22 protein-coding genes are annotated in these 25,543 nt (G+C 60.1%); 8 read left to right on the top strand and 14 right to left on the bottom strand.

What is annotated here, in order from left to right; genetic code table 11:
• Positions 1–4 precede the first annotated feature (4 nt).
• Together metQ and rfaH are read left to right on the top strand one after the other, a co-directional pair.
• A complete protein-coding gene (gene metQ / locus BSP75_RS14735) occupies positions 5–805 on the top strand; it encodes a methionine ABC transporter substrate-binding lipoprotein MetQ (RefSeq protein WP_075113702.1) in 801 nt (266 codons plus the stop codon).
• 96 nt (positions 806–901) lie between these two features.
• Entirely contained in the window at positions 902–1,402 is a 501-nt protein-coding gene (gene rfaH, locus BSP75_RS14730; RefSeq protein ID WP_042059913.1) for a transcription/translation regulatory transformer protein RfaH, read from the top strand.
• A 53-nt stretch (positions 1,403–1,455) separates the two neighbouring features.
• On the opposite strand, the gene BSP75_RS14725 is transcribed toward rfaH, so the two are convergent.
• From BSP75_RS14725 to arcB, 6 genes are all read right to left on the bottom strand, one after another.
• Positions 1,456–3,432, bottom strand: coding sequence for a methyl-accepting chemotaxis protein (locus tag BSP75_RS14725; protein WP_075113701.1), 1,977 nt, complete (start codon positions 3,430–3,432; stop codon positions 1,456–1,458).
• 38 nt (positions 3,433–3,470) lie between these two features.
• On the bottom strand, positions 3,471–4,682 hold the full coding sequence (locus BSP75_RS14720) for an EAL domain-containing response regulator (protein ID WP_058053060.1): 1,212 nt from the start codon (positions 4,680–4,682) through the stop codon (positions 3,471–3,473).
• Positions 4,663–8,841, bottom strand: coding sequence for a transporter substrate-binding domain-containing protein (locus BSP75_RS14715; protein ID WP_253186641.1), 4,179 nt, complete (start codon positions 8,839–8,841; stop codon positions 4,663–4,665). The genes BSP75_RS14720 and BSP75_RS14715 overlap by 20 nt, the downstream gene beginning before the upstream one ends.
• A gap of 250 nt (positions 8,842–9,091) precedes the next feature.
• On the bottom strand, positions 9,092–9,295 hold the full coding sequence (locus BSP75_RS14710; RefSeq protein WP_075113699.1) for a hypothetical protein: 204 nt from the start codon (positions 9,293–9,295) through the stop codon (positions 9,092–9,094).
• A 317-nt stretch (positions 9,296–9,612) separates the two neighbouring features.
• Positions 9,613–10,977, bottom strand: a complete 1,365-nt coding sequence (gene dgt / locus BSP75_RS14705) for a dGTPase (RefSeq protein WP_075113698.1) — start codon at positions 10,975–10,977, stop codon at positions 9,613–9,615.
• Positions 10,978–11,028: 51 nt separating this feature from the next.
• Positions 11,029–13,341, bottom strand: a complete 2,313-nt coding sequence (arcB, locus tag BSP75_RS14700) for an aerobic respiration two-component sensor histidine kinase ArcB (protein ID WP_075113697.1) — start codon at positions 13,339–13,341, stop codon at positions 11,029–11,031.
• 165 nt (positions 13,342–13,506) lie between these two features.
• Between arcB and BSP75_RS14695 the strand changes: the two genes are divergently transcribed.
• On the top strand, positions 13,507–14,505 hold the full coding sequence (locus BSP75_RS14695; RefSeq protein ID WP_075113696.1) for a DUF2860 family protein: 999 nt from the start codon (positions 13,507–13,509) through the stop codon (positions 14,503–14,505).
• A 65-nt stretch (positions 14,506–14,570) separates the two neighbouring features.
• Here BSP75_RS14695 and BSP75_RS14690 read toward each other — a convergent pair whose 3' ends face one another.
• From BSP75_RS14690 to BSP75_RS14675, 4 genes are all read right to left on the bottom strand, one after another.
• The gene (locus BSP75_RS14690; RefSeq protein WP_042656806.1) at positions 14,571–15,269 is read right to left on the bottom strand and encodes a DUF3334 family protein; all 699 of its coding nucleotides are present in this window, start codon (positions 15,267–15,269) and stop codon (positions 14,571–14,573) included.
• An 89-nt stretch (positions 15,270–15,358) separates the two neighbouring features.
• Positions 15,359–15,805, bottom strand: coding sequence for an HIT domain-containing protein (locus BSP75_RS14685; RefSeq protein ID WP_075113695.1), 447 nt, complete (start codon positions 15,803–15,805; stop codon positions 15,359–15,361).
• 73 nt (positions 15,806–15,878) lie between these two features.
• Positions 15,879–16,520, bottom strand: coding sequence for a DUF2057 domain-containing protein (locus BSP75_RS14680; RefSeq protein WP_075113694.1), 642 nt, complete (start codon positions 16,518–16,520; stop codon positions 15,879–15,881).
• A gap of 71 nt (positions 16,521–16,591) precedes the next feature.
• On the bottom strand, positions 16,592–17,491 hold the full coding sequence (locus BSP75_RS14675) for a LysR family transcriptional regulator (RefSeq protein WP_075113693.1): 900 nt from the start codon (positions 17,489–17,491) through the stop codon (positions 16,592–16,594).
• A gap of 97 nt (positions 17,492–17,588) precedes the next feature.
• Between BSP75_RS14675 and BSP75_RS14670 the strand changes: the two genes are divergently transcribed.
• Entirely contained in the window at positions 17,589–18,191 is a 603-nt protein-coding gene (locus tag BSP75_RS14670; protein WP_075113692.1) for a short chain dehydrogenase, read from the top strand.
• 128 nt (positions 18,192–18,319) lie between these two features.
• On the opposite strand, the gene BSP75_RS14665 is transcribed toward BSP75_RS14670, so the two are convergent.
• The 3 genes from BSP75_RS14665 to dapA form a co-directional block, all read right to left on the bottom strand.
• Positions 18,320–19,423 (bottom strand): phosphoribosylaminoimidazolesuccinocarboxamide synthase, encoded by a 1,104-nt coding sequence (locus tag BSP75_RS14665; RefSeq protein WP_075113691.1) that lies wholly within the window; start codon positions 19,421–19,423, stop codon positions 18,320–18,322.
• A gap of 169 nt (positions 19,424–19,592) precedes the next feature.
• Positions 19,593–20,720, bottom strand: a complete 1,128-nt coding sequence (gene bamC, locus BSP75_RS14660; protein WP_042059891.1) for an outer membrane protein assembly factor BamC — start codon at positions 20,718–20,720, stop codon at positions 19,593–19,595.
• A complete protein-coding gene (gene dapA, locus BSP75_RS14655) occupies positions 20,713–21,600 on the bottom strand; it encodes a 4-hydroxy-tetrahydrodipicolinate synthase (protein ID WP_058053052.1) in 888 nt (295 codons plus the stop codon). The genes bamC and dapA overlap by 8 nt, the downstream gene beginning before the upstream one ends.
• Before the next feature lie 205 nt (positions 21,601–21,805).
• Here dapA and BSP75_RS14650 point away from each other — a divergent pair, with 205 nt between their 5' ends.
• From BSP75_RS14650 to BSP75_RS14640, 3 genes are all read left to right on the top strand, one after another.
• Positions 21,806–22,339: an ACT domain-containing protein gene (locus BSP75_RS14650; RefSeq protein ID WP_005341119.1), complete on the top strand. Its 534-nt coding sequence runs from the start codon at positions 21,806–21,808 to the stop codon at positions 22,337–22,339.
• Positions 22,340–22,363: 24 nt separating this feature from the next.
• Positions 22,364–22,828 (top strand): thioredoxin-dependent thiol peroxidase, encoded by a 465-nt coding sequence (gene bcp / locus BSP75_RS14645; RefSeq protein WP_042059887.1) that lies wholly within the window; start codon positions 22,364–22,366, stop codon positions 22,826–22,828.
• Positions 22,829–22,991: 163 nt separating this feature from the next.
• Positions 22,992–23,492, top strand: coding sequence for a YfbU family protein (locus BSP75_RS14640; RefSeq protein WP_005341125.1), 501 nt, complete (start codon positions 22,992–22,994; stop codon positions 23,490–23,492).
• Between the two features lie 59 nt (positions 23,493–23,551).
• Here the strand turns inward: BSP75_RS14640 and yfbV are convergent, their stop codons facing one another.
• Entirely contained in the window at positions 23,552–23,992 is a 441-nt protein-coding gene (yfbV, locus tag BSP75_RS14635; RefSeq protein WP_005339116.1) for a terminus macrodomain insulation protein YfbV, read from the bottom strand.
• 304 nt (positions 23,993–24,296) lie between these two features.
• Between yfbV and BSP75_RS14630 the strand changes: the two genes are divergently transcribed.
• The gene (locus BSP75_RS14630; RefSeq protein WP_075113690.1) at positions 24,297–25,499 is read left to right on the top strand and encodes an acetate kinase; all 1,203 of its coding nucleotides are present in this window, start codon (positions 24,297–24,299) and stop codon (positions 25,497–25,499) included.
• Positions 25,500–25,543 lie beyond the last annotated feature (44 nt).

The following is a 25,543-nucleotide window of genomic DNA, read 5'->3' as shown; positions in this document are numbered from 1 at the left end:
TTTTATGAAATTTGGCATCAAATCCGTTGCGGCTGCGCTGCTGGCTGGTCTGGTTCTGGCCGGTTGCGGTCAAAAAGAAGAGAGCAAGGTTCTGAAAGTGGGCGCCATTGCTGGCCCCGAGACCGAACTGGTTGAAGTGGCGGCCAAGGTCGCCAAAGAGAAATACGGTCTGACCGTCGAGATCGTCAACTTCTCCGACTACGTCACCCCGAACGTTGCGCTGAACGATGGCAGCATCGACGTCAACGCCTTCCAGCACAAACCCTATCTGGATGCGCAAGTGCGTGATCGCGACTTCAAGCTGGTGCCGGTTGGCAACACCTTCGTCTACCCGATCGCCGGTTACTCCAAGAAGATCAAGGCGCTGAGCGAACTGAAAGATGGCGCCCAGATCGCGGTACCGAACGATCCGACCAACCTGGGTCGCTCGCTGATCCTGCTGGCCAAACAGGGTCTGATCACCCTGAAGGATGGCGCCGGTCTGGAAGCCACCGTGCTGGATATCGCCAGCAACCCGCGCAACTTCAAGATTGTCGAACTGGAAGCAGCCCAACTGCCCCGTTCACTGGAAGATGTGGATCTCTCCATCATCAACAACACCTTCGCCGGTCAGATTGGTCTGACCCCGACCGAAAACGGCCTGTTTGTTGAAGACAAGGAGTCCCCCTACGTCAACCTGATCGTGGCACGCGACAACAACAAGGATGACGAGAAGGTCAAACAGTTCGTCCAGTCCTATCAGACCGATGAGGTCTACAAGAAAGGGTTGGAGCTGTTCAAAGGCGGCTTGGTAAAAGGTTGGTAATTGCTCACTTGGCAAAAAAGGCCACGCAATGCGTGGCCTTTTTTATTGGCGCCGCTATCATATCCGCGAGCACGGCAACACGAACATACTCATCACATGAAAAAATGGTATCTGGCCTACTGTAAGCCAAAAGAAGAGGCCCGCGCCCGCGCCCACCTCGATGCCCAGGGTATCGAATCCTATTACCCCATGGTGGAGATCGAGAAGCTGCGCCGGGGCAAGCGAGTTCCGGTACGGGAACCCATGTTCCCCAACTATCTGTTTATCTTCGTCGATCTGGAAGAGGTGACACCGGTCACCCTGAAATCGACCCGTGGCATCAGCCGGATCATCCACTTTGGCAGTGAATGGACCCCGATCAGCAGCAAGCTGGTCTATCAGCTGATGAGTCGTGATGACAGCGACGAGGCGAGAGCCTGCTACGCCAACCTGCCCTGCTCGGGCGACAAGGTGCTGATTGAAGAGGGGCCACTGGCTGGCTTCGAAGCCATCTATATGGAGCCGGATGGGGACAAACGGGCGATTTTGCTGGTGAGCCTGCTCAATCGCGAGACCACCAGCAGCTTCGACAACCACGCCTTCAGACGGCTGGACTAAACCAACAGTCCAAACGACCGGATAAATGGCAAGGGCGGGAGGATCCCGCCATCTCATGCTTCAAGATCAAAACGGGCGATCACCGCCGTCAGCTTGCCGGTATCGCCAGCCAGTCTGGCTACGATCTCCTCCCCCTGCTGACTGCGTTGGCAGGATTGCCGACTGAGCGCGGCAATGTCATCGACCGTCCCGGCCACCTCGGCGGCCACCCGTGACTGCTGCTCGGTCGCCACCGAAATGGCTTCCAGCTGACCGGACAGCGACTGCACCAGCTGGTTCATGGCACTCAGGGTATCGGTCACCAATCCAACTGCATCCCGCCCCTGCTCCACCAGCCGGGTACCGCTGCTGACCGTACTCACCGTCTGGCGAGTCTGCTGGGAGATGGCCGCAATGGTCTGGCTGATCTCGGCGGTTGATCGATGGGTGCGGGTCGCCAGCTGGCGTACCTCATCAGCCACCACCGCAAACCCGCGTCCCTGCTCGCCAGCCCGTGCCGCCTCGATCGCCGCATTGAGCGCCAGCAAGTTGGTCTGCTCCGCGATCGTGGCGATCACCTCGGTGATCTGCCCGACCTGTTCGCTCTGATGCGCCAGCAGCCCCATGGCCTCGTTGGCCTGCCCAATCATGGCGGCAATCTGCTGCATGGCGTCGGTCATCCGCGCCAGCGCGGCCTGCCCCTGTCGGGTCTGCTGCTGCACCTGCTGGGCACCACCTGCCGCGGCGGTGATATTGCCAGCCACATCCCGGGCGCTGACCGACATCTGATCGATAGCGGCCGCCACAGCATCGACCCGCTGATCCTGCACCGTCAAATCCACTACGATGGCCCGCGTGGTGCTGCCCACCTCACCACAGGCTTCTTCTACCTGCCCCACGGCCCCCTGCAGTTCCCCCACCAACTGGCGCAGTTGGGCAGACATCCGGTTGATGGAGCCAGTCAATTCTCCCAACTCATCCTGCCCCGTTATCGGCAAGGGCCAGGCCGCCAGTCGGCCATCGGCAACCTGCCCCGCCCGGGTCACCAGGCTGGCAATGTCACGGGTCAGACGGCGGCTAAAGAGCCAGGCGACCAGCATGCCGAGCACGATGGCACTGCCGGTAGCCAGCAGCAGGGTCTGGTTGATGGCGCTCCCGGCACGGGTCATCTGCGCCGCGATCTGCGCCACCTCGGCGCGGGTTTTGCCCACCTGCTGGACCAACTGCGAGCTGAGAGTGGACTGCATCGGCTCGATATCGGTAGCCATCAGGTAATTGGCCTGATCCCAATCCGGCGCCTGGCGCTTCTCGATCACCTGCCCCACCAGCTCGGAGAAGGGGGTCGCCATCTCTTCAAACAGCTGCCAGAGGCTCTGCTGGGTGTCGGTAAAGAGCGCGGCTTGCTGTTTCACCTCCGCCACCCGCTGCTGGTGAAACTGGTAGTAATCCTGATATTTGCTGCGGTATTCGGGATCGCCTGAGATAAGAAAATCCCGCAGGGCGGAGAGGGCGTTGGCGAGGCTGTTGTAGGCATCCCCCACCTGCTTGAGCAGCATGCGGCGATCGCCCGCGAGCTGATCCTGCGGGGTCGCCACCTCCTCATTGGCAAAGGATTGCAACTGATCGAGTGCCGCCTCCGCCAGCGGCCCCGCCTCCTGCAGCATCAGGGTGTGGGCAGGCAGATTCTCTTCGCTCTGGGCGATGGCCCACACCTTCTCCTGATGGCTTTTGAAGGTCTCGAGAGACTGGGCGAGCGCCGGGCTGAACGTCTGATTGGCGATGGCCTGCCAGGCTGACTCCCACTCCTGCTTGAGGCGGGAGGCCTGAGCCGGATCCTTGCCGAGGATCAGGTAGCCACGCAGGGCAGAGACGGTAGCCACCAGCGCCTTCTGGCTCGCCTCATCCCGCTGCAGGGCGGGCAACGCCTGCTCCAGCAGGGTGTACTGGGCCTGATTGATCTGGGTGAGCCGGTAATAGACCAGGGTGGAGGAGAGCAGGATCAGCAGGTTGATAAAACCGAAGCTGAGCAACAGCTTGCTTGAAATTTTCATGAACATCCTTGTTCAAACGGGGGAGCTAGCCAACAGAATCAGATAGATATCAGTGTAGGCAATCTATCTTGCCAAGTCCGGTGCCAACTTGCCAACTCACTGTGCGGCATCGGGCGGGCGGAGAAAAAGCCCTGACAGAGGTCACAGCCGAGCCTGGCCAGCAGATGCCAGGTCGCCGCGTCCTCCACCCCTTCTGCCACCGTTTTGAGCCCGAGCTTGCGGGCCAGCTCGATACTGGACTCGATAATGGCTAGGTGCGCCGGATCGGCATGGCAGCGATCGACGAAGGAGCGATCCAGCTTCAGCTCGGTAAAGGGCAGCAGCGCCAGCTGCTGCATCGAGGAGTAGCCAGTGCCAAAGTCATCGATGGAGAGGCCAAAACCGTGCATCCGCAGCCGGGTCAGCACCTCCAGCATGGCACCGATATCACGAATGAAAGCACTCTCGGTCACCTCCAGGGTGATGAGGGCCGGATCAACGCTCCAGTGCCGGCACTGATCAATCAGGGTCTGGCACAGACTGCCGTCATTGAGGGAGCTGGCACACAGATTCATCGACAGATTGATCGACAATCCGGTTTCCCCCCACAGGTGGGCATCACTCAACGACTTGCCAATGATGATCTCGGTCAGGGGCGCAATCAGGTCGTGCTCTTCCGCCATCGGGATAAAGAGTCCCGGCGAGACGAGTCCATATTCGGGATGCTGCCAGCGAGCCAGCGCCTCCATCCCGGCCCACTGACCCGTGGCGAAGCTCACCTTCGGCTGATACCAGGGCAAGATCTGCTGCTGCTCGATGCCGCGTTTGAGCTGATCGAGATCGATCCTGTGCCCCTCCTCCTGACGGGAGGGTTCCCGGGCGGGAGACCATGACTGAATCAGCTGTGCGAGTTGCCCCGGCCGGGCGGGCTTGTCGAGCCGCCCCAGCACATGCAGGCCATAGGCGGCGCTCATGCGCAGCACGGCCTCTACCACATCCCCCTCCAGCGCGCTGGAGAGGATGATGCCGCCGCGAAAACCCGCCTGCGAGAGACGGCGCAGCAAACCCATGCCATCCATGCCGGGCATCCGCAGGTCACAGAGCAGGATATCGACTCTCTGCTGCTGGCAGAGCGCCAGCGCCTCCACCCCGTCCCGCGCCTCCAGCAGTTGCCGATAGCCCAAGCCGCGGATCTGATGCAACAGCGCCTTGCGTTGAAAGGTATGATCCTCAGCCACCATGATGACCACTTCATGCTCGCGCTTGTTCATTCAGCCATAATCCTGTCTCGTAGGTAACCCGGTTGATCAGCAGATCAACCTCCTGCCCCAGCACGGCAAACTCATCCAGCTGCTTGAGCCGTGCGGCACTCTCCAGCAGTTCGGCCTGTTCGGCCAGGGCACACTCCCCCACCATGCGGGCGGCCCCCTTGATGCGATGAGCGATCTCCAGCAACGCGTCCCCGTTGCGGACCGCCAGCGCCGCCATCATCTCTTCGCGATCCAGCAGATTGGAGGCCAGATATTCGCAGGCCATGGCTCTGGCATCCTCTTCATCGCCAAACAGCGCCATCCAGCGGGCAGCCAGCGCCGACGCGCCGGTGAGCGGCTCCGGCGTCACGGCTGCGCAGGCTGGCAGCCACTGCACCAGCGTCTGGCGCAGTGCTTCCAGCATATAAGGCTTGATCAGCATGCCGTTCATGCCGGCGGCGACCATGCGGGCCGACGCCTCCTCAGAGGTATCAGCCGTCACCCCTATGATGGGGGCCTGATCGCCATTGGCCCGCAGGGTGCTGGTCAGGGTATAGCCATCCATCACCGGCATATGGCAGTCAGTCAGCAACAGCGAGAAGGGCGCTGCCTGCCAGGCCTGCAGCGCCTGCTCGCCGTTCTCGACCACCACGCACTCGACCCCCAGGATCCCCAGCTGGCGCTCCAGCAGGGCCCGATTGACCGGATGGTCATCCGCCACCAGTACCCGACCGCTCAACTTGTCGGCATGCGTTGCCATCACCGGATTGACGACCCCGCAGAGCAGCTCGCGGCCACTCTCCAGCAACAGGTCCGGATAGAGAGGGGAGAGCCCCAGCCGCCACCAGCGCGCCGGGCCCAGCCGGGTGCGCAGCACCTCGTCAGGGGAGAAGACGATCCCCTTGAGCCCGGACTGCTGCACCCGCTCCAACCAATTGTGGCCGAGATCGCGCGCCAGCCAGCGCTCGTCGGCCAGCAGCAGGCCATTGACCCCCCGAGCCAGCCGGTTGGCATCGATAGGGTGCAATTTGGCCCCCAACCGCATCATCGTCTGTTCCAGCAGGTGGTCGTCACCGAGATACCACCACTCGCTGCCTGTCAGCGCCGGGAGATCCCAGTGGGGGTTGCTCAGCGGAATGGTGAAGCAGAAACTGGCCCCCTCACCGGCCCGGCTATTGAGGCTCAGCGAGCCCCCCATCTTGCGCACCAGTTGATCGCAAATGGCCAATCCCAGCCCGGTGCCGCCATAACGACGATTGATATCGGAGTCGAGCTGCTCGAACGGGGTGAACAGCAGCGCCTGCTTCTCCTCGGCGATCCCGATGCCGGAGTCGGCTACCGTGATGGCGAGCTGCTGATCCCGATACCTGACGCGAATGGCAATCACCCCTCGCTCGGTAAACTTGACCGCATTGTTCAGCAGGTTGGAGACCACCTGCGCCACCCGGATGGCATCGATATCCGCCCGATCCGGCACCTCGCTCTCCCAGCTGAACTCGACTTGCAACCCCTTGCCATGGGCCTGGGCGGCATGACCACGAACCGCATCGCAAATCACCGACTGCAACGGGCTCGACTGATAATCCAGATGAAGCTGGCCCGCCTCGATCTTGGAGAAATCGAGGATATCGTTGACCAGATAGAGCAGGTTGTTGGTCGAGGTGACCACGTTGCGCAGCAGATAGCGCTGATCATCGTCCACGTCGCTCATCCGCAGCAGCTCCAGCATGCCGTGCATCCCCGAAATCGGCGTACGAAGCTCATGGCTCATGGTGGCCAGAAAGCGACTGCGGGCCTGCATGGCCTGTTCGGCGCTGGCGCGCGCCTCATGCAACTCATACTGCTGCTGCTTGAGGGCCGTGATGTCCTGCACCATGCCGTTGAGCAGCAGGGTATCCGGCCCGTGCTCCACGAAGCTGCCCCGCACCTGCAGATAGCGTTCGCCACCGTAGTGGGGCACCTTGACCTCCCAGTCGATCGGCGTCCGGGTCGGCGCATTGGCGGCAACCCGACTGAAGAACGCCTGCAACACCTCTTCACTGACGCCAAATGTCTTCCACTCGGATCTGGCGGACATCAGGGCCTGGGAAGGCACCCCCAGCGTCTCCCCCGCCCCTTGCGAGACATAGAGAAAACGCCCCTGATCCGAGCGATGCCACAGATACTGATAGACCACGCCGGGCATGCTGTCGGTCATGTCCCGCAGCATGGCTTCCACTTCGCGCACCTTGTCCTCGGCGGCTTTCAGGGCGCTGACATCGGTCAGCACGGTCAATACCCCCTGGATCTCGCCATCTGCCGCCCGGTAGGGCAGCTTGACATAGACCACATGGAACTGGGAGTCGTCGATCCGCCGGGTATAGCCAGCGCCCTCCAGCCTGACGCCGGTCGCCCAGACGCTCTGCTCTTCACGCAGCATCTGCTCCCGCTCCTCGGTCTGCATATAGCTCCAGCCATCCCCGCCTGATTCGGCGCCAATAAAGGCCTCCCGATACGCCTTGTTGCAGAGAGTCAGGTTCTGTTGGCGATCCCGCAGTGCCACCATGCTCGGCAAGGAGTCGAGCAGCGTCTGGACAAACGCCAGCTGCTCGTTGAGCTGCTTTTGGGCCTGTTTTCGCTGATCATTTTGCCGCTGCAGCGTTTGGTTCCAGTGCCAGAAGATGGTAAAGAACACCAGCGCCCCCCCCGCGCAGACCAGAAACCACAGCACCACGGTGCGGGTATCCAGGCCGGTCTGCAGCCGCATCGTCAGCCAACGGGATTCAAGCTTGTCAATCTCGTGCTGGGGGATGGCATAGAGGATCTTGGTCAGGATCTGCTGCAACATGGGGTCGGCAGGGGATACCCCCATGGCGCCGGGAAGCCGCAAGTTTTGCCCGGAGTAGACCACCCGATAGCGATCCTCAAAGCCTCGCCCCAAGGCGGCCGGCAGGGTGGTCATGGTGAGCAGCACATAATCGGCCCTCCCCTCATCGAGCAGACGCAGCAGGCGGCTGTCATCCTTCACCTCCACCGGAATTGCCCCCAGCGAGGCCAACAGCTCCTCGTCAATGGACGCATCCACAATGCCGACCCGCGTGCCTCGCACCAATTCGATGTCGGAGAGATTTTTGCTCTCTCTCCCCCCCACGATGACGCGGTCAACAAACATGTAGTTGGGGGTGTAAATCCCCAGATGCTCGCGCTCTGCCGACGGGCTCATCACCGGAATAAAGTCGATCAGGTGTTTTTTGAGCAAATTCTGGGTCTCTCGCCAGGATTCGGTACGCACCAGCGAGAACTCCAGCCCGGAGTAGCGGCGCAGCAGGGCCACCATATCGGGTACGTAGCCCACCAGCTTGCCACGATAATTGAACTCGCTCATCGAGACCCAGTGCGGCGAGATGCCGTAGCGCAAGATCGGATGCGTGCGCAGCCACGCCTGCTCCTCGGGGGTAAATTTGACCGTGGTGATCTCCCCCGATGCCGTAGTCTGCCCCCCATTGATGGCTTCAAGGATCGGACGCATATCCGTCACCGGCAGCTCGGGCATGACCCGGTTTATCAGGCTGGTGAGCCCGGAGTTGTTGCGCAGCATATTGACGGACAGGGAGGAGACCGGCGCCCACTGCGGTTTGACAATCGAAAAACCGGCATTGGGGTTTTGTGCCCGCTCCGACAACAGCGATGGCATATCCGCCAGATAGGCATCCGCCAGCTGTTGCTTGAGCATGAAGGTGGCTTCGCTGCGCCGCTCCACCGCCTTGACCGGCACCAGACCCAGCGCCTCGAGCTGGCCACAGGAGTCGGTCCCGACCATGCAGACCCATTTAAGCTTGCGAGCCTCGTCAAGAGAGAGCCGGGTGAGCGTGCGATTCAGCAGCACCCCCTGCGGAATGAAGAACGGAAAGGGCACCGAGGCTATCTGGTTTTCCCACTGCTCTCCGGGCTGAAAATTGATGATGATGTGCACCTTGCCCGCCTGCAACGCGCTCAGCGCCTCGTCATAGGAGGTGAACTCCTTGTAGTGCAGGGGCAAGCCGAGCGCTCTGGCGATCAGTAGCGCCATCTCGGGCACCGGGCCGTTGAACCCCTGTACCGCATCTTTGTAGCTATAAGGGGGCGCTCCCATCATCGGCATACCGATGATCAGCTCGTGATGGGCCGCGCTCCACTGACGTTCGGCCTCTGTAAGCGCCAATGGATTAAGCCCTGCTTTAGATTCACTCAGTCCCAGCACACACCATAGCAGCAGGGATATAAACTGAAATAAACGGCGAGTGCGGCTCATAACCTGAATCCAAAGAAAAGTCGGCCGCAAATAATAGAGATTTTCGCAAAATTCGCGAATGGATATTCGCGCGTTAACTTAACCACAGCTTAATCAAATGAAAATGGCAGACCGGGGTCTGCCATCAAGGCCAAGAAAGGGGCCATACAGGCCCCTTCCATCAGGTTATTCGATTCCCGAGTCGGAAGCCGGTTTGATACTCCCGCTCGCGAACGAGGGAGACCTGACCCTGATACCCCTCCAGCCCGATATCCCTGAGCAGGGCGGGTGACAGATTGACCTGCACGAGACGACGCTCGACCCGGGCAATCCTTCTCTGGACCAGGGATTCAACACTGCGCAGTAAAACCAGTTCGATAGACATGACATTCTCCAGTAGAACATGCGGTTCTCCCGGAGAAAGTGGATATCACCCTGCGGGACGAACCGCGGGTGATAAAAAGACAGGGGTTACCTGTTTACGCCACGCGGTAAAAGAGCACGAGATTTCACGCCGCACGCAGTGCCGCGAGAGAATGCAATATTGAGCATCAGATGTTGCATATTCGTCTCCTTACCGAGTAAAAGTTGAACAGGTTGCAGAAGTCTAAAAAATATCCGAATTTAAAACAAGCCTCCTGCGACTCCTTTTTAAACGTTTTCCTGGCATTTTATGCTGCCTGACAAGGGCAACCCCGGGCATCAGATCCCGGAGAGCAGCCGGTACTCCTCCAGCACATAGGTATCTGTCATGCCGCTGACGTAGTCGAGCAGCAGCCGCACCCGGTAATACCACTCCTGCTCATGCTGGCAGGCAAAGCGCGAGTCCGGGGTGGCGATTGCCAGCCGGTAGGCCTTGAGATGGCGGGCCGAGAGACGGTGATAGAGGCGGCGGGCGAAGAAGAGATCCTGACTCCCCTCCCCGACCAGCAGGCGGGTAAATTGCCGCGCCGGCAGCGCCAACAGGCAGGCATAACTGGTCAGCACCCCGCGCAGCGCCGCATACCCTTCCAGCTCGAGCGCTTCCACCTCGGGGCGCATAAAGACCAGCTCGCGGGCCACCTGCTTGAGGATATCGAGCACCCGCGCCGCCGGCGCCTGACCGTGCAGCAGCGCCTGCGGATAGGATCCCAACAAAATGGCCTGATGTTCGCTGACATAGCTCTGCGCCGCCAGCACCACCAGATCCCGGGTCAGTTGCTGGCGAAAATGGGGGAAAAAGCCCCGGCCAGAGGCCAGCGCCTCATCCAGCAACACAGCCAGATAGTCGCTTCCATCAGCACGGCGCAACGCCACCAGCAGCTCTGACAGTGTCAGGATCCGCCGATCCACCGCATCTTCCAGATCGGCGATGCAGTAGGAGATGTCGTCCGCCGCCTCCATGATGTAGACCAGCGGATGGCGACAGCCGGGGGCCAGCCCCAGGCTCTGACCGAGGGCGCGGTAGAGCGGCTGCTCGCTGAAGAAGATGCCGCGCTTGCTGCTCCAGCCGTGATGCTGGCCATAACTCACACCGGGTTGCGGCTGCTGCGGGTATTTGCACAGCGCCGCCAGTTGCCCGAGCGTCAGGTTGAGTTCGTGCAGGCTGTGCACCAGCCGCAGGCTCTGGGCATTGCCATCGAACAGCTGCAGATCCTGACGCAATTCAGCCCACTGGGCCGAGGGGGGCTGCGCCAGCGCCTGCTGATAGAGGGGATCGAGCATCTCGCCGAGCCACTGGCTCATCACCTGCTCGCCAAAATGGCCAAACGGCGGGTTGCCCACGTCATGGAGCAGGCAGGACATCTCCACCAGATTGATAAAGGCCCCCTCGCAGACCATGCCTGCAGGCAAGGCGGCCAGAATACGGCGGCTGATCTGGCGGCCGGTCTCCTGCACCTCCAGCGAGTGGGTGAGGCGGCTGCGCACCGAGGCCTTAACATCGAGCGGAAAGACCTGGGTCTTCTGCTGCAGACGGCGCACCGGCGCGGCCTGCACGATGCGGGCGCGATCCTGCTCGGTCGCCTCCAGCAGCGCCTCATCCCCCCAGGGGTGGATGCGCGCGGGGGTAATCAAACGGCTATACATCTTGCAGCTCCTTGCCAACAACGTCCCTCAGACTCAAGACAACCACCAGTCTCAAGACAACAACCAGCGCCGCAGACGGGCGATATCGCCAGGATATTCGCGGCGCAGCGTCTCAATCCAGTCTTCTACGTTTTCCCACCAGGCGGGGTGATCCGGGCTCTGGATCAGCTGGGCCGTCTGCTGCAGTCGGCGCAGGCCGATGGAACCTGCCGCCCCTTTTATCTTGTGGGCCTCCTCCACCACGCCGGCCTGATCCTTGGCGATCATGTTGGAGTCGAGCACCGCCATGTAGTCCGGCATCATCTTCTCGAACAGATCGACGCTGGAGAGCAGCACCGGCTTGCCCACGGTATCGGCGTAATCGGTGAGGAAGGGCAAGTCCAGCAGCGCATCCTGATTGCCCGCATCCGCCTGTTCGTCCGCTTCATCCTCGGCCAGACCGGCAAACAGGTGGCCAATCACCTCCCGCACCGCTTTGGAGCCGAGGGGCTTGTTGATCACATCCTGCATGCCGTGATCCCGATAGTACTGGCGATCGCCGGTTGAGTTGGCGGTGAGCGCCACCATGGGCGGCAGGCTGTCGCCATAACGCGCCAGCAGTTTTTCCGCCACATCGAAGCCGGTCATGTCCGGCAGCTGGATATCGAGCAAAATGAGGTCAAAATCATCCGGGTTAGCCATCGCCAACGCCTGGGTGCCATCCCGTGCCACCTGCACCTGATGACCCAGCTTGTTGAGCAACGCGCAGGCAACGGTCACGTTGAGTTCCACATCCTCCACCAGCAGGATATCGAGGGAAGGCATCTCCTCTTCCGGCTCGGCCAGCACCGGCTCGGCGCAAGCGACCTCCAGCTCGGCGGTGAAGCAGGAGCCCTCGCCCGGGTCGCTGTCCACATAGAGCTGCCCCCCCATCGCCTGCACCAGCTGACGGGAGACTGCCAGCCCAATGCCGGTGCCGGTGGCGTGCTTCTTGCCCTGCACCTGATAGTACATGGCGAAGATCTTCTCCTGCTGGGCGCGCGGGATGCCAACGCCGGTATCCTCCACCTCGAAGTGCAGGGCCTGCTTGCCCGGCTCGTCGGCAGGATGGGCGAGGCAACGCACTGTGACGCCCCCCTCATCGGTAAACTTGACCGCGTTGCCCACCAGATTCCACAGCACCTGACGCAGGCGGGTACCGTCAGCCATCACAAATTGCGGCATGTCACCATCGCGATCGAAATGCAGATAGAGCCCCTTCTGCTCCGCCTGAATGCGCGACAGGGTCTCCAGCTCGTCGAGGAAGGCGGGCAGGTCGATACGGGTCGGCGCAATTTCGAGGCGACGCCGGTCGAGTTTGTCGAGATCGATGATGTCGTTGAAAATATTGCCAAGGGTCACCGCACTCAGGTGGATGGTCTTGAGCTGCTGATGCTGCTTGGGATCGAGGGGGGTATCCATCAGCATCCGGCTCAAGCCCACGATGCCGTTGAGCGGGGTGCGCAGCTCGTGGCTGATGGTGGAGATAAAGGTGGTCTTGTCGCGACTCGCCTTCTCCAGCTTGTCCTGATACTGCTTGCGCTCGGTAATGTCGCGGCCAAAGCCGAGCAGACCGAGCCGCTTGCCGAAGCGATCGAAGAAGGGCACCTTGCGCAGCTCGAAATAGGCCTTGCGACCATCGGGATACTCCAGCCACTGCTCGTAGGTGAGCGGCTCGTTACTGGCGAAGACCTGCCGATCGGTCTCGACGATCTTGTTGGCGATCTCCTGCTTGTAGACATCGAACGGGGTCAGGCCGATCAGTTCCGCCTCCACCTTGCCGGTCAGCTCCTCCATGGCGCGGTTGCAGCCGGAGAACTGCTCATCCTCGTTGCGGTAGTAGACCAGATCGGGAGAGCAGTCGATAAAGGAGCGCAGCAGGGCGGTGCGCTCCCCCAGATGGAGCTGGGCTTTCTCCCGCTGGAACACCTCGTTCTCCAGATCCTCGATGGCCTGCAGACGCAGGCTCTCGGCCCGGTTGGTCTCGGCAATCTGGGCATTGAGGCGACTGATGTTCTCCTGCAACTGGGTATTGAGCTCCAGATCCCGCTCACGCATATCCTGCAGCTTGCGCACCATGCGCGTCAGCCGCTGGCGGGAGTCCTCCAGCTGATCCACCACGATGGAGAGAAAATAGACGGCCCAGGGGGTCACCAGCAGGCCGAAGAAGACCGAGCGAACAAAGTCGATCACATCGATATTACCGCGCAGGAACAGGGTCACCCCCATCTGGATGGCGACCGCCAGCACGATAATGCCCGCCGCCAGAAACATGCTGAATCGCACCAGTCCCAGCTTGGTCATCAGATCGACGTAATATTGCGCCCAGGATTTAATCTGTTTCATCTTGTTGTTTTCCCCCGATATTCGCGGTACAGAATACCAGCACAACAGGGGGAACTCTTCTTTATCTCATCCCGTTGCGTCACGATTCTGTGAGCTGGCTGACGAATGTCGGCTGCTTGAACCTCATCTTTTCATCCCGAACGATCGGATCAGGAGAACACTTCGATGCGTCACATCTCTCTGCTGGGCCTTGGCCTGCTTGTCGCCAACAGCGCCCATGCCGATTTGGGGAGCATTCCCAAAGAGTCCGGCTGGTCCGGTTTTCTGCTGGGCGGCATCAATGTCGTCACCTACGAATCCAACTTCTACAGCGGCGATGATGACCACAACACCCTCTCCGGTCTGGGCAGCCCGCAGAGCAGTTCGGCCGTCACGCCGCTGATCAATGCCGACATCCGCTACACCTTTGCCGACACCCGCACCCAAATTTTTCTCGGCAACCTGATCCAGGATGCCATTCGCTTCGACTTCACCCAGCAACTGGGGCTGCGGCAGGAGCTGGGGGACAAGGGGATTGTCGGCGGCTCGCTGGTGTTCAGCGCCATGCCAACCGAGCAGTGGAGCGATCCGTTTGCCGTGGGGGTGGCCCGCAGCTCGACCGACATCAACTCGACCGGCGTGCGGGCAAGCTGGGACAATATCTGGGGCAGCAATTTCAATGGCAGCCTGACCACCCGCAACATCGACGTGGATGAAGAGCGCAGCGGCCAGCAATACGACGCCATCCACCATACCAACTACGCCTCGGCCCTCGATCGCAACGGCAAGATCCACGCCCTCGAACTCTCCTATCAGTGGCGCTTGAGCGGCGGCCACGTGATTGAGCCCGCGCTGATCTATCGCGATGCGGATCTCGACGGGCGCGCCCAGCGCTACAAGCAGAGCGGCATACAGCTGACCTATGCCAAGCGGGGCGCCCAGTGGTCATTTGTCAGCAACCTCTACCTCGGCCAGAGCAACTATGACGAGGCCAACCCCCTCTTCGGCCAGTACGCCGATGCCGACGAGTTTGCGGCGAACGCCATCTTCTTCTGGCACAACCTGTTTGGCGTTAGCGCCCTCTCGGCGACCGCCAGCGCGGCGTATGGCAAATCCAGCTCGGATATCAGCTTCTACGATTCACAAGCCACCCGCTTCAGCACCGGCCTGCTCTACAACTTCTGACCCCCGATACAGCGCAAAAACACAAGGCCACTCGAAAGTGGCCTTGATGTCGTCTGGCTTGCGCCTCAAATCCCGAGGGAGTCGAGCAGATCGTCGTGATCGTTGGCGACCGGGGCTGCTGCCTGAACCGGCTTGGCAGCATCCAGCTTGGTCTGGGCGATCAGCGCATCGGGATCCAGCTCCTCATGCTCCATCCCCTCATTGTGGATGCGGATGAACTCGGTTTTGTCCATCGCCAGCTCCAGATAGAAGATGTTGTTGCGGGCGGTGAAGAAGGTGACGCGGCGGGACTCCGGGCTGTCGAGATTGGTATCGACGCTCAGCATTACCTGTTTGTTGAGGGCCAGCATCTTCGGCTGGTTCTGGGTGATGTGGGTCTGCAGATCCCGGCCCACCTTGACGGTGAAGCTGCCGACGATCTGGTTCATCAGCTCGCCCATCACGTTGCTCACCTCGTCAGAGGTGTGGGAGATGGCGAGATCCTCCTTGGAGAGCCCCATGCTGAGCATGTAGCTCTCGTACAGCTCCATGGCGGCGGCGGCGGAGAAGTTGATCACCACCAGACCGGAAAAACCGCCATCGAACAGCACGAAACAGCCGATATCGGGCTTGAGGCAGGTCTTGCTGATCCGCTGCACCATGCCGGAAAAACGCACCTGACTCATGGTCGCGGCACTCAAAACGTCCGTCACCGAGTTGCACAGGCTGAGCAGCACATCCTCTGTGGTCAATACGGCATCGTCATCGGATCTTGTCACTATCATGGGACCTTCCTGAACTTCGAAAATGGGCTTATCTATACCATAACTCTAACAGATGGCGCGGCCCGGAGACTGAAATAGCGACACGCCTCTCAGTTGACTCCGTTATCAGCAGCCACAGGGGTGAAACCGCTCAGCTTGGCGAGCCGGGCACGCCATGTATCGGCCTGCTGCGCCAAAACTTGTGGCTCGTAAGGCACGGCCGGATGAGCTCCCCAGATGGGGCCGGGCCAGGCGCGATCCGTCGCAAAGCGGGCGACATGGTGAAGGTGGAGTTGCGGCACCAGATTGCCCAACGCCCCTATGTTGATCTTGTCCGGGCTGAGGGCCTGTTCCATCAGGGCGGCGACGGCGCAGGACTCCTGCATCAGCTGTTGCTGCTGCTCCGGCGCCAGATGGTGAATTTCCCGCAAGTTAGCCACTCGCGGTACCAGGATCAGCCAGGGATACTGGCTGTCTTTGGCCAGCAAGACACGGCAGAGGGGCAGATCCCCGAGCCACCGGGTATCTGCCTGCAGGCGTGAATGCAATTCAAACATGAAAACCTCGTTGAGTACGATGAACAGAGCGCCTGAAAAAGGAGTGTCCACGTTACTGCAACGGGCGGAAAACTTAAAGCTGCGGCACGGCCCAACCGATGAAGCGCTTGCGCAGGGCCGGATCGGCCTGCAGGAACAACTGCTGCAACTGCCCTTCCAGCTCGCTGGCTGCCACAACGGGTTGCGCCCCGCTGGCGAGCGTAGCCGTTGGCTGCGCAGCAACGGCGACGGCCGTCAACGCCGCCTTGCCGCCGCTGCGGTTGTATTCAGCCAGTTTGCCGTTCCAATCCACCCCAAGCAGCATGCCGCTGGTCACCAGCGCATCCTGCTGGATGGCAAGCGCCCGGCCATTCTCCTGCAACGCTACCACTGGTGCCTTGGCATACGCCTGCATGCCCCGCTCGTCTCCCGGTACGCTGGCAGTCAGCTGCAAATGTTGATTGCTGCCCTGATAGCGCACCACCTGCGGCTCGGAGCGCACCTGCCGGTCATTCTCGCTGCTGCTGCGACTGGGGATCACCCCCTCGAAGCGCACCAGCAGTTGCTGCTCGCCATCCGCCAGGGTGGCATGCTGCTCATCCTGCAAGGTGCCGTTGCTCACCGCGAGGATGCGAAAATTATCCGGCACCTTCACTTCCACCATGGCCTGCGCACTGCCCGCCGCCAACACTGCACAGAGCAGCACAAACCCGGTCAACCCTCTATTGCTCTTCATTCCCGCTGATCTTCCTGATGCCGATGATGGGCGCAGGGTAACAGCCGAAGATGACAGAAAAATAACGCGGCTCAGAGCAGGTAGCGGGACCGCTCGGCAAACCACTGGGCCAGCACTTGCTTGAACAGCCGGATCTTGCGCGGCACTCGCCGCTGCTGGGCATGCAGCACATGAAGCTGATGCAGGCCGCTCTGCCACTCATCGAGCACTGTCACCAGCTCCCCCGCCGTCAGCAGCGATTCCACCAGCATTAGCGGGCACTTGGCATAGCCCATACCGGCGCGCGCCAATTGCAGCACAGTGCTGTAGTGGTTGGCTCGCACCTTGCCCTGCACCAGAATGTGGGCCTCTTCCCCCTCACGGATAAAGTGCCACTGCTCCCAGGCCGGATTGTGCCCCTGCAACAGGCAGCTGCGCCCGCTCAGCTCATAGGGCGTGGCAGGACGCCCCTCGCGCGCCACCAGTGCGGGGCTGGCCACCACCACATCCTTGAGCCGACCCAGCGGCAGGGCCACCAGATTGTCCGGCACCTCGTTCATGGCGCGCAGGGCGATGTCGTTCTCACCCTGACTCATGTCGACCATCTGGTTGGTGAAGTTGAGCTCCACCTCCACTCCCGGACAGAGCGTGGCAAAGCTGGCCAGCAGCTCGCTCACCATGCGATCGCCAGTGCTGACCGGGCAGGTAAAGCGCAGGCGGCCGCCATCCTCTTCGGTCAGCGCCTGAATATCCTGCTCCGCCTGTCGTGCCAGCGCGAAGATCTCCCCCGCCTGCTGATAGAGGGTCTTGCCTGCCTCGGTCAGGCTGAGGCGGCGGGTGGTGCGCTGCAACAGTTGCGCATTGAGGGAGGACTCCAGCGCGCTGACGTGGCGGCTCAGCATCCCCTTGCTCACTCCCAGCGTATCAGCAGCGGCCGAGAAACTGCCGCGCAGCACCACTTCGTAAAAGCTGGCCAGATGGGCGATATCCATCATTAGCTCCAATATGGAAACAATTGGTTTATTTTACGCGCTTTTTCGCATTTTCTGTTGCGCTAGAATCAACACATCCCAACCAGGAGTGATGCAGATGAAAATTGTGATTGTGGGTGCCTCCGGCACCGTCGGCTCCGCGGTCAGTGAACTGCTTGCCAAAGATCATCAGGTGATCCGGGTCGGCCACAGCCGTGGTGATGCCACGGTCGACATGCGCGATCCCACCTCCATCAAGGCGCTGTTTGCCAAGCTGGGGCAGTTCGATGCGCTGGTCGTCGCCAGCGGCAGCGTGGCCTTCAACGGGCTGACCGAGATGACCGACGAGCAGTGGCAGGTGGGAGTGGAGAGCAAGCTGATGGGCCAGATCAACCTGACCCGCGCCGCCATTCCCCATCTGAATGACAAGGGCTCCATCACCCTGATCAGCGGCATCCTGAGCGAGGAGCCGATCAACTGGGGCGTGAGTGCCAGCACCGTCAACGGCGCCATCGATCACTTTGTGAAAGCGGCCGCCTGCGAGCTGCCACGGGGCCTTCGCATCAATGTGGTGAGCCCCACCGTGCTGGAAGAGTCGATGGACAAATACGCCGACTTCTTCCCGGGCTTCGTGCCGGTGCCCGCCGCCAAGGTGGCGCAGGCTTACAAGAAGTCGGTGCTGGGTATCCAGACCGGTCAGGTGTTCAGGGTCAACGGCTGATCGCCGCTCGCTTGCCGCCAGACCAACAATAAAAACGGGCCCCGCTGCGGGGCCCGTCTGTTTCTCTGCCTATCTCCTTCGCCACCAGCAAACGTTTGTTTATTAGCGACAAAAAAAGAGGGCAACCCTTAATCGATCAGACCGTACTGCTCGCGCAGCACCTCGATGATCTCCTGCTTGGGATTGGCAGAGCGCTCCAGCTTGTGGCCGATGATCTTCTCGGCAATCCCGACGTAGGTGTTGGAGATATCCATCATCACTTCGGTCGGCAGCTTGTTGTCGCGAGCCAGGGCGAAACGTTCCGGCATGCGGTTCTTGTTGAGCAGGATGTCCGGGTCCGGGAAGTGGTTAAGCAGCCACTGACGGAAACCCTCTTTGGACTTCTCGACGATCTGGCCGTCGCGCAGCGCCGCGCCATCCCAGATACGGGAGCTGTCGGGGGTGCCCACTTCGTCCATGTAGATCAGCTTCTCGTTGCCCGCCGCATCGTGGACGTAACCAAACTCGAACTTGGTATCGACGAAGATCTGATCCAGTGCGGCCAGCGCGTCGCTGATGACGTTGAAGCCCTCTTTGAGCAGCACTTCGTAGCGGTCGATGTCGGCCGGTTTGCTGAAGTTGAAGCCTTTATAGTGGCGCTCGATATCGGCACGGGAGACGTTAACGTCGTCGGCTTCAGGCACGCCATCCAACCCTTTCAGCACGCCCTTGGTAGACGGGGTGATGAGGATCTCCGGCAGCTTCTGATCTTTTTTCAGCCCTTCCGGCAGGGTGATACCGCAGAACTCGCGCTCACCATCCTTGTAGGCACGCCACATGGAGCCGGTGATGTATTGGCGGGCAATCGCCTCGATCATCACCGGACGGGCTTTTTGCACGATCCAGACGAAGGGGTGCGGAATATCCAGAATGTGGCTGTCGGCCAGTCCCTTCTCCTTGAACAGCTTGAACCAGTGGCTGGAGATGGCGTTGAGCGCCGCCCCTTTGCCCGGTACGCCGTTCAGGCCATCCACACCTTGCCAGATGCAATCGAAGGCCGAGATGCGATCGCTGATCACCATGAGGGCGAGGGGCGCATCGGCCGGCACATCATAGCCTTTCTCTTTTATGAGCCGGGCACTGTCTTCGGGGGTCAACCAGTAGACGCTGCGCACTTTGCCGGAATGGACAGGTTTATCGGTACGGATCGGCAAATCGTCATTCACCGCCAATACTTGATCTGCAAGACTCATGGCTAATAACACTTCCTGTTTGTGGGGGGTAAACATCGCGAGTCCCTCACCTGCATGTTGTGTTTGCAACGGGCTGGCAAGGGGACTCACCTCATCGAAAACCGGTCACAATCCCCCCTCGTATTCAGGGGAATTCTGATAACAAAACAGGGGCACAAGGCCCCTGTATTTATTCTGCTTTTGCTGCTGCCTGATCGGCCAGCCCCTTGGCGAACGCCTCGGACAGGCTGATATACATCTGGGAGATAACCCCGGACGATACCGGCTTCTTGTCCTTGTCGAACAGGGTGATGGAGGTCTTGCCTCCCGCCATTTCGCCAAGCTGGAAGCGGTATTTCTCCTCCTCCAGTTTGAACGGCTCGCTCCCTTTCGCCTTCCAGAACTCGGCACCCGGCTCTTCGTACTCGACGTCGATCCAGCCCAGTGACTGCTGGGTGTCCTTGATGATGAAACCGTAAGCGGGCAACACCTGGTTGAGGCGACGCCACACCTGATCAAAGGAGCCTTCGGCAATCCAGGCGCTCAGTTCGTTGTTGTCCAGACCCAGCTGCAGGCCCATACCATCGTTGAACTTGTGCTGTTCGCGGGCTTTCAGCTGGCTGTCGTAATAGAGAGAGAACTGGTTCAGCACCCGCGCGGCATAGCGCTGGGCATCGGCAGGGGTCAGCTTGTTGCTGGTCTCGCCGTCGATGGTCTCTTCGTGATCCAGCACCCGGACCGACATGTTGACGGCGTGGCGCTGGGCATCGTTGCGCACGGTGAACTGGTAGCGCTGACGGATTTTGAAATCTTCGTCATCTTCACCCCAGCCATCGAGGGCGACCGTGTTGTCAAACCAGCCGGTCTGCAATACGCCGTCCTGCTGATCCAGCTTCTCGGTGGTGACCTTGTGTTTGGCCAGGAAGTTCATCAGGAACGACCAGGTATCGCGCTCCACGCTCTGGCTGGTGCTCAGGGCATAGAAGGCAACGGTCGGTTCGGCTGCGGCCTGCACCACCTGACTGCCCGGTACCACGGTCAGCAGCTGGGCGGGCGGGCGCACGTCGATCTGGGCGCCTAGGGCACCTTCACGGCTGCTCTCGGGCAGCGGCGGGATATCGTACTGGCTGTTGAAGGTGGGGGCGCTCAATCCTGCGGGGATCAAGAACGCGCGGCCCTCAAGGCGGGCATCTTCATAATCGAAGTCACGGTTGGCCATTTTGCGATCCTGGGGGGTACTGCAACCGGCCAAGACGGCCAGGGTCGCAACGCTCAGCACCAGACGGGCTCTATTTCCCTTTCCATTAGATTTAAACACTCGCCATCAACTCCGCTGTGGTCAGTGCTCGCGCCATCAGCTGTTCGCCCTCGGGGGTGAGGTCAACCAGCGGCAGGCGCAAGGTGGCTGTTGCAATCAACCCCAGTTGGGCACAGGCCCACTTCACCGGGGTAGGGCTCGGTTCGCAGAACAGAGTCTTGTGCAACGGCATCAAAAGATTGTTGATGTCATGCGCCCGCCCGGCATCACCGGCCAGCGCAGCACGACACATGTCGGCCATCTGGGCCGCTGCAATATTGGTGGTGACCGAAATCACGCCATCGCCACCTTGCAGCATAAAATCACAACCAGTGGCATCATCGCCACTGTAGAGAGCAAACTCCGGCCCGCACAGTTCGCGCAGCAGCGGAGTGCGGCTCAAATCACCGGTTGCCTCTTTCAAACCGATAATGCCGGGAACCTTGGCCAGACGGGCCACGGTCTCCGGTTTGAGATCGCAGCAGGTTCGACCGGGCACATTATAAAGAATTTGGGGCAGACCACTAGCCTCGGCGATCGCACAATAGTGACGATAGAGACCTTCCTGAGTGGGTTTGTTGTAATAAGGGGTCACCGAGAGGCCCGCTACCACGCCGGTTTTGGCCAGTCGTCTGGTCAATTCAATGGCATGGGCGGTATTGTTGGAGCCGCAACCGGCAATGACGGGAATGCGTCCGGCAGCATACTCAACGGTCTTTTCAACGACGGCGATATGCTCCTGCTCGCTCAGGGTCACCGATTCCCCCGTGGTCCCCACCGCAACAATGGCGCTGGTCCCGGCGCTGACATGATAGTCGACCAGTTTGGCCAGACTGGCCCAATCGACTTCACCTGAAGCCAGCATGGGGGTAACGAGCGCAACAATACTACCGCGTAACATGGACTTTTCTCCCGATTTTCAGGGGCGTAATGGTAAAGCTGCCCCCTTTGAAAAACAAGGGAGAGAGGGGGCAAGCCGTGATACCATCCGGCACAAAAAGCAATGGACGAAAGTCGGCAGCGCCCCTCAGGGAGTGGTCATCAGGGCCGGAGGGTTGGCTTGCCAGCGCGGCTTTCGCAACGAAATAACGGACGAGAGAAGATTTATGACTCACTACCTGGTCGTAACGGCCATCGGCACGGACAGGCCTGGCATCGTCAATGAAGTGACCCGCCACGTCAGTGGCTGTGGTTGCAACATTGTGGACAGCCGCCTTGGCATCTTCGGCAATGAATTTACCTTTATCATGCTGCTCTCGGGCGACTGGAACAGCTTGATGCAACTCGAAATCAGCCTGCCCCTGCGTAGTCAGGAGTGGGATCTCATCACCATGATGAAACGCACCGAACGCCACCAATCCCTGCAGTATGACGTCCGCGCCAGTGCCGACCTGTTGATCCGCGACGAGCCCGGCATCGTAAGCCAGTGCACCCAGTTCTTCAGCGAACATGGCTGGAATATCCAGGCGATGCAATCCATGACCCTGGAGCAGCAGCCGTTCAACCTGCTGAAGATCAGTTTTCAGCTCAATCTGGCCAGAGAGGGTGAAGTGGAAGGTTCGCAAACCGCCTTCGCCGAATTCTGTCGTCAACTGGGTGCCGAATCGTTCGAGTTTATCGTCAATCGCAAACACGCCTGAGGGCGTTTTACCCGAGGAGACCCCATGCAACCACTACAAGCTGGCAGCCCCGCCCCCGATTTCTCCCTGCCCGATCAGAATGGCAATCAGGTCAGCCTCGCTGGCCTGCGCGGCAAAAAAGTGCTGGTCTACTTCTATCCCAAGGCGATGACCCCCGGCTGCACCACCCAGGCCTGCAGCCTGCGCGATGTGAACGCCGAGCTGACCGCCCTCAATGTGGTGGTACTTGGCATCAGCCCGGATCCGGCCAAACGGCTGAAAAAGTTCGAAGAGCGGGACCAGCTCAACTTCACCCTGCTGGCCGATGAAGACCACGCAGTGGCCGATGCTTTTGGCGTCTGGGGCCCGAAGAAATTTATGGGCAAGGAGTATGACGGCATTCACCGCCAGAGCTTCCTGATCGATGAGGAGGGCAAGATTGCCCACCACTTCGACAAGTTCAAAACCAGCGATCACCATCAGGTGGTGCTGGATTTCCTCAAGGGGTAACCCTCCCCTGCGTTATTGAAAGGCCTGCCACGCAGGCCTTTTTTGTCTGGCCAGCCGCCCCTCGCCTGCAGATTTTTCTCACCAACTCCCCCGCCCAGATCAAAAAATTCATTTTATATATGGGTTAACGTGACCCCAGAATCATCTTCCAGCGAGATATCCCATGAACATGAGCAACACTGAGCGTTTGATCCTGAGCAACCAGTACGAAATTCTGGCGAAACTCAACCCGGAGAAGGCGGACGTCTACCAGCGCGCCAGCACCATCATCGAGCGCGGCTACTGCCTGCAGATCCTCGAGCTGGAGAAGAGCTTCGGCCATCTGGATCTGGCGACCTGCCAGGAGGTGATCGATACCCTGGAGCTGCACCACGCACTGGCCATCTCATGGGGCAATCTGGATGCCGCCGATCAGGGCGAGATCAATGCCAGCCGGCTGGAGTTCAACGGCTACAGCCGCAGCCAGGAGCGGGAGCTGGCCGACTACGTCTGCTTCCTGCTGGAGGTGGACAAGCGCTTCCCCGAACTCAAGTGCCCGTGCGACGAGCTCTCCAGCGACATCGCCATGCGTGACAAGTACCAGCGGATGCTGCAGGTATGGCGTCAGTGCCCCCGTCAGTACAAGCTCTCCATCCAGGAGATCCGCAAGGTACTGGCGGCCTGATCCGCACACCGACCGCAACAAAAAAGGCGCCACTGGCGCCTTTTTGCATCTGAAGCGGATTATTCGTAGAGAAAAGATTTATCGAGCTGCTGGAAGGCGGCCTTGAGGGTATCGGCCAGCTCTTCGTAGCGCGGCTGTGACACCAGCTGGCGGCGACCCCCCTGCTCGTTCATCTTGCCGTTGATCTCCCGATACCAGCTCGCCAGCGAAGGGGGCAAACGGGTGTCGGCACGCTGGCCGAGCCAGTAGTAGCCCTGCAGCGGCAAACTGAGCAGAAACAGCACGGACGTGATGACGGAGGGCCAGTAGTGCAGCTCGCCAAACTGGAACTGCAGCATCACACTCAGCACTGCCAGCGCGGGGATCACCTTGAGGGCGAACTCGGTCGCCTTGATCACCCGATTTTCAGGAAACATCGAATTGAGCTCGGGACGGCGCGGCCAAAGCGTCATATAATGGCGCCCTTGCTGTAACTTAGTTCCAAAAATGTTCATGCTCATACTACCTCCGAGCGCTTTTTGAACGTACTAACGGCAAAACCTCGACAAAATTTGATGCAAAGTAACAAAGGTTGAGGATGACTTTGTTATTTTTCAACAATCGGGTTATCCTTTGTACGCCCATTTTTGCGTCAAAAGCGTCTTGCTATTGACCTGTCAGGGACGTCTGGATTTCGGGTCTTGTATCACTATACAAGGGGCAAGCAACAGATTGCCAACCCTCATAAGGATAAGTTGAAAGTTTTTGGCCGCACCGCGTCCAACGCATCCGCCTACACAACCCAATCTGCGATAGGATTTATTCATGAGTAAGCTGGTTCTTGTTCTTAACTGTGGCAGCTCTTCCCTGAAGTTTGCTGTCATTGACGCAACCACCGGTGATGACCTGCTGTCCGGCCTGGCCGAGTGCTTCAACCTCGACGACGCCCGCATCAAGTGGAAACTGCATGGCGAGAAAGGCAGTGCCGATCTGGGCGCGGGTGCCGCTCACCAGGAAGCACTGGACTTCATCGTCAACAAGATCCTGCCGCTCAATCCGGAACTGGCCAAGAACCTGATCGCCATCGGTCACCGTGTTGTTCACGGTGGCGAGCGCTTCACCTCTTCCGTTGTCATCTGCGAAGACGTGATTGCCGGTATCGAAGCCGCTGTGCCTTACGCTCCGCTGCACAACCCGGCTCACCTGATCGGTATCCGTGAAGCACGCCGCGTATTCCCGGCACTGGCTGACAAGAACGTGGCCGTATTCGACACCGCGTTCCACCAGACCATGCCGGAAGAAGCCTTCCTGTACGCCCTGCCGTACAAGCTCTACAAAGAGAACGGCATCCGTCGCTACGGCGCCCACGGCACCAGCCACTACTACATCAGCCTGGAAGCTGCCAAGCAGCTGAACAAGCCGGTTGAAGAGCTGAACATCATCAACTGCCACCTGGGCAACGGCGGTTCCGTCTGCGCCATCAAGAACGGCAAGTCTGTCGACACCTCCATGGGTCTGACCCCGCTGGAAGGCCTGGTCATGGGTACCCGCTCCGGCGATCTGGACCCGGCCATCATCTTCTTCCTGCACGACAAGCTGGGCATGAGCGTTGCCGATATCAACACCATGCTGACCAAAGAGTCCGGCCTGCTGGGTCTGACCGAAGTGACCTCCGACTGTCGTTTCGTTGAAGACAACTACGACAGCAAAGAAGAAGCCAAGCGTGCCATGGACGTTTACTGCTACCGCCTGGCCAAGTACATCGGTGCCTACGCCGCCGCCATGGACGGTCGTCTGGACGCCGTCGTCTTCACCGGTGGTATCGGTGAAAACTCCGCACCTATCCGTGAAATCACCCTGAACAAGCTGGGTCTGCTGGGCTTTGACGTCGATCACGACGCCAACCTGAAGGCTCGTTTTGGCAAGGGCGGCGAGATCACCAAGGCCGGTTCTACCAAGGCCCTGGTTATCCCGACCAATGAAGAGTGGGTGATTGCCCACGACGCGCTGGAACTGGTCGGCGCTTAATTGACGCAGTAACCTCGAGGCCGCCCACCAGGGCGGCCTTTTCC

The organism is Aeromonas sp. YN13HZO-058 (assembly GCF_001921245.1).
GTDB lineage: Bacteria > Pseudomonadota > Gammaproteobacteria > Enterobacterales > Aeromonadaceae > Aeromonas > Aeromonas allosaccharophila.
This window is presented reverse-complemented; position numbering and strand designations above follow the sequence as displayed.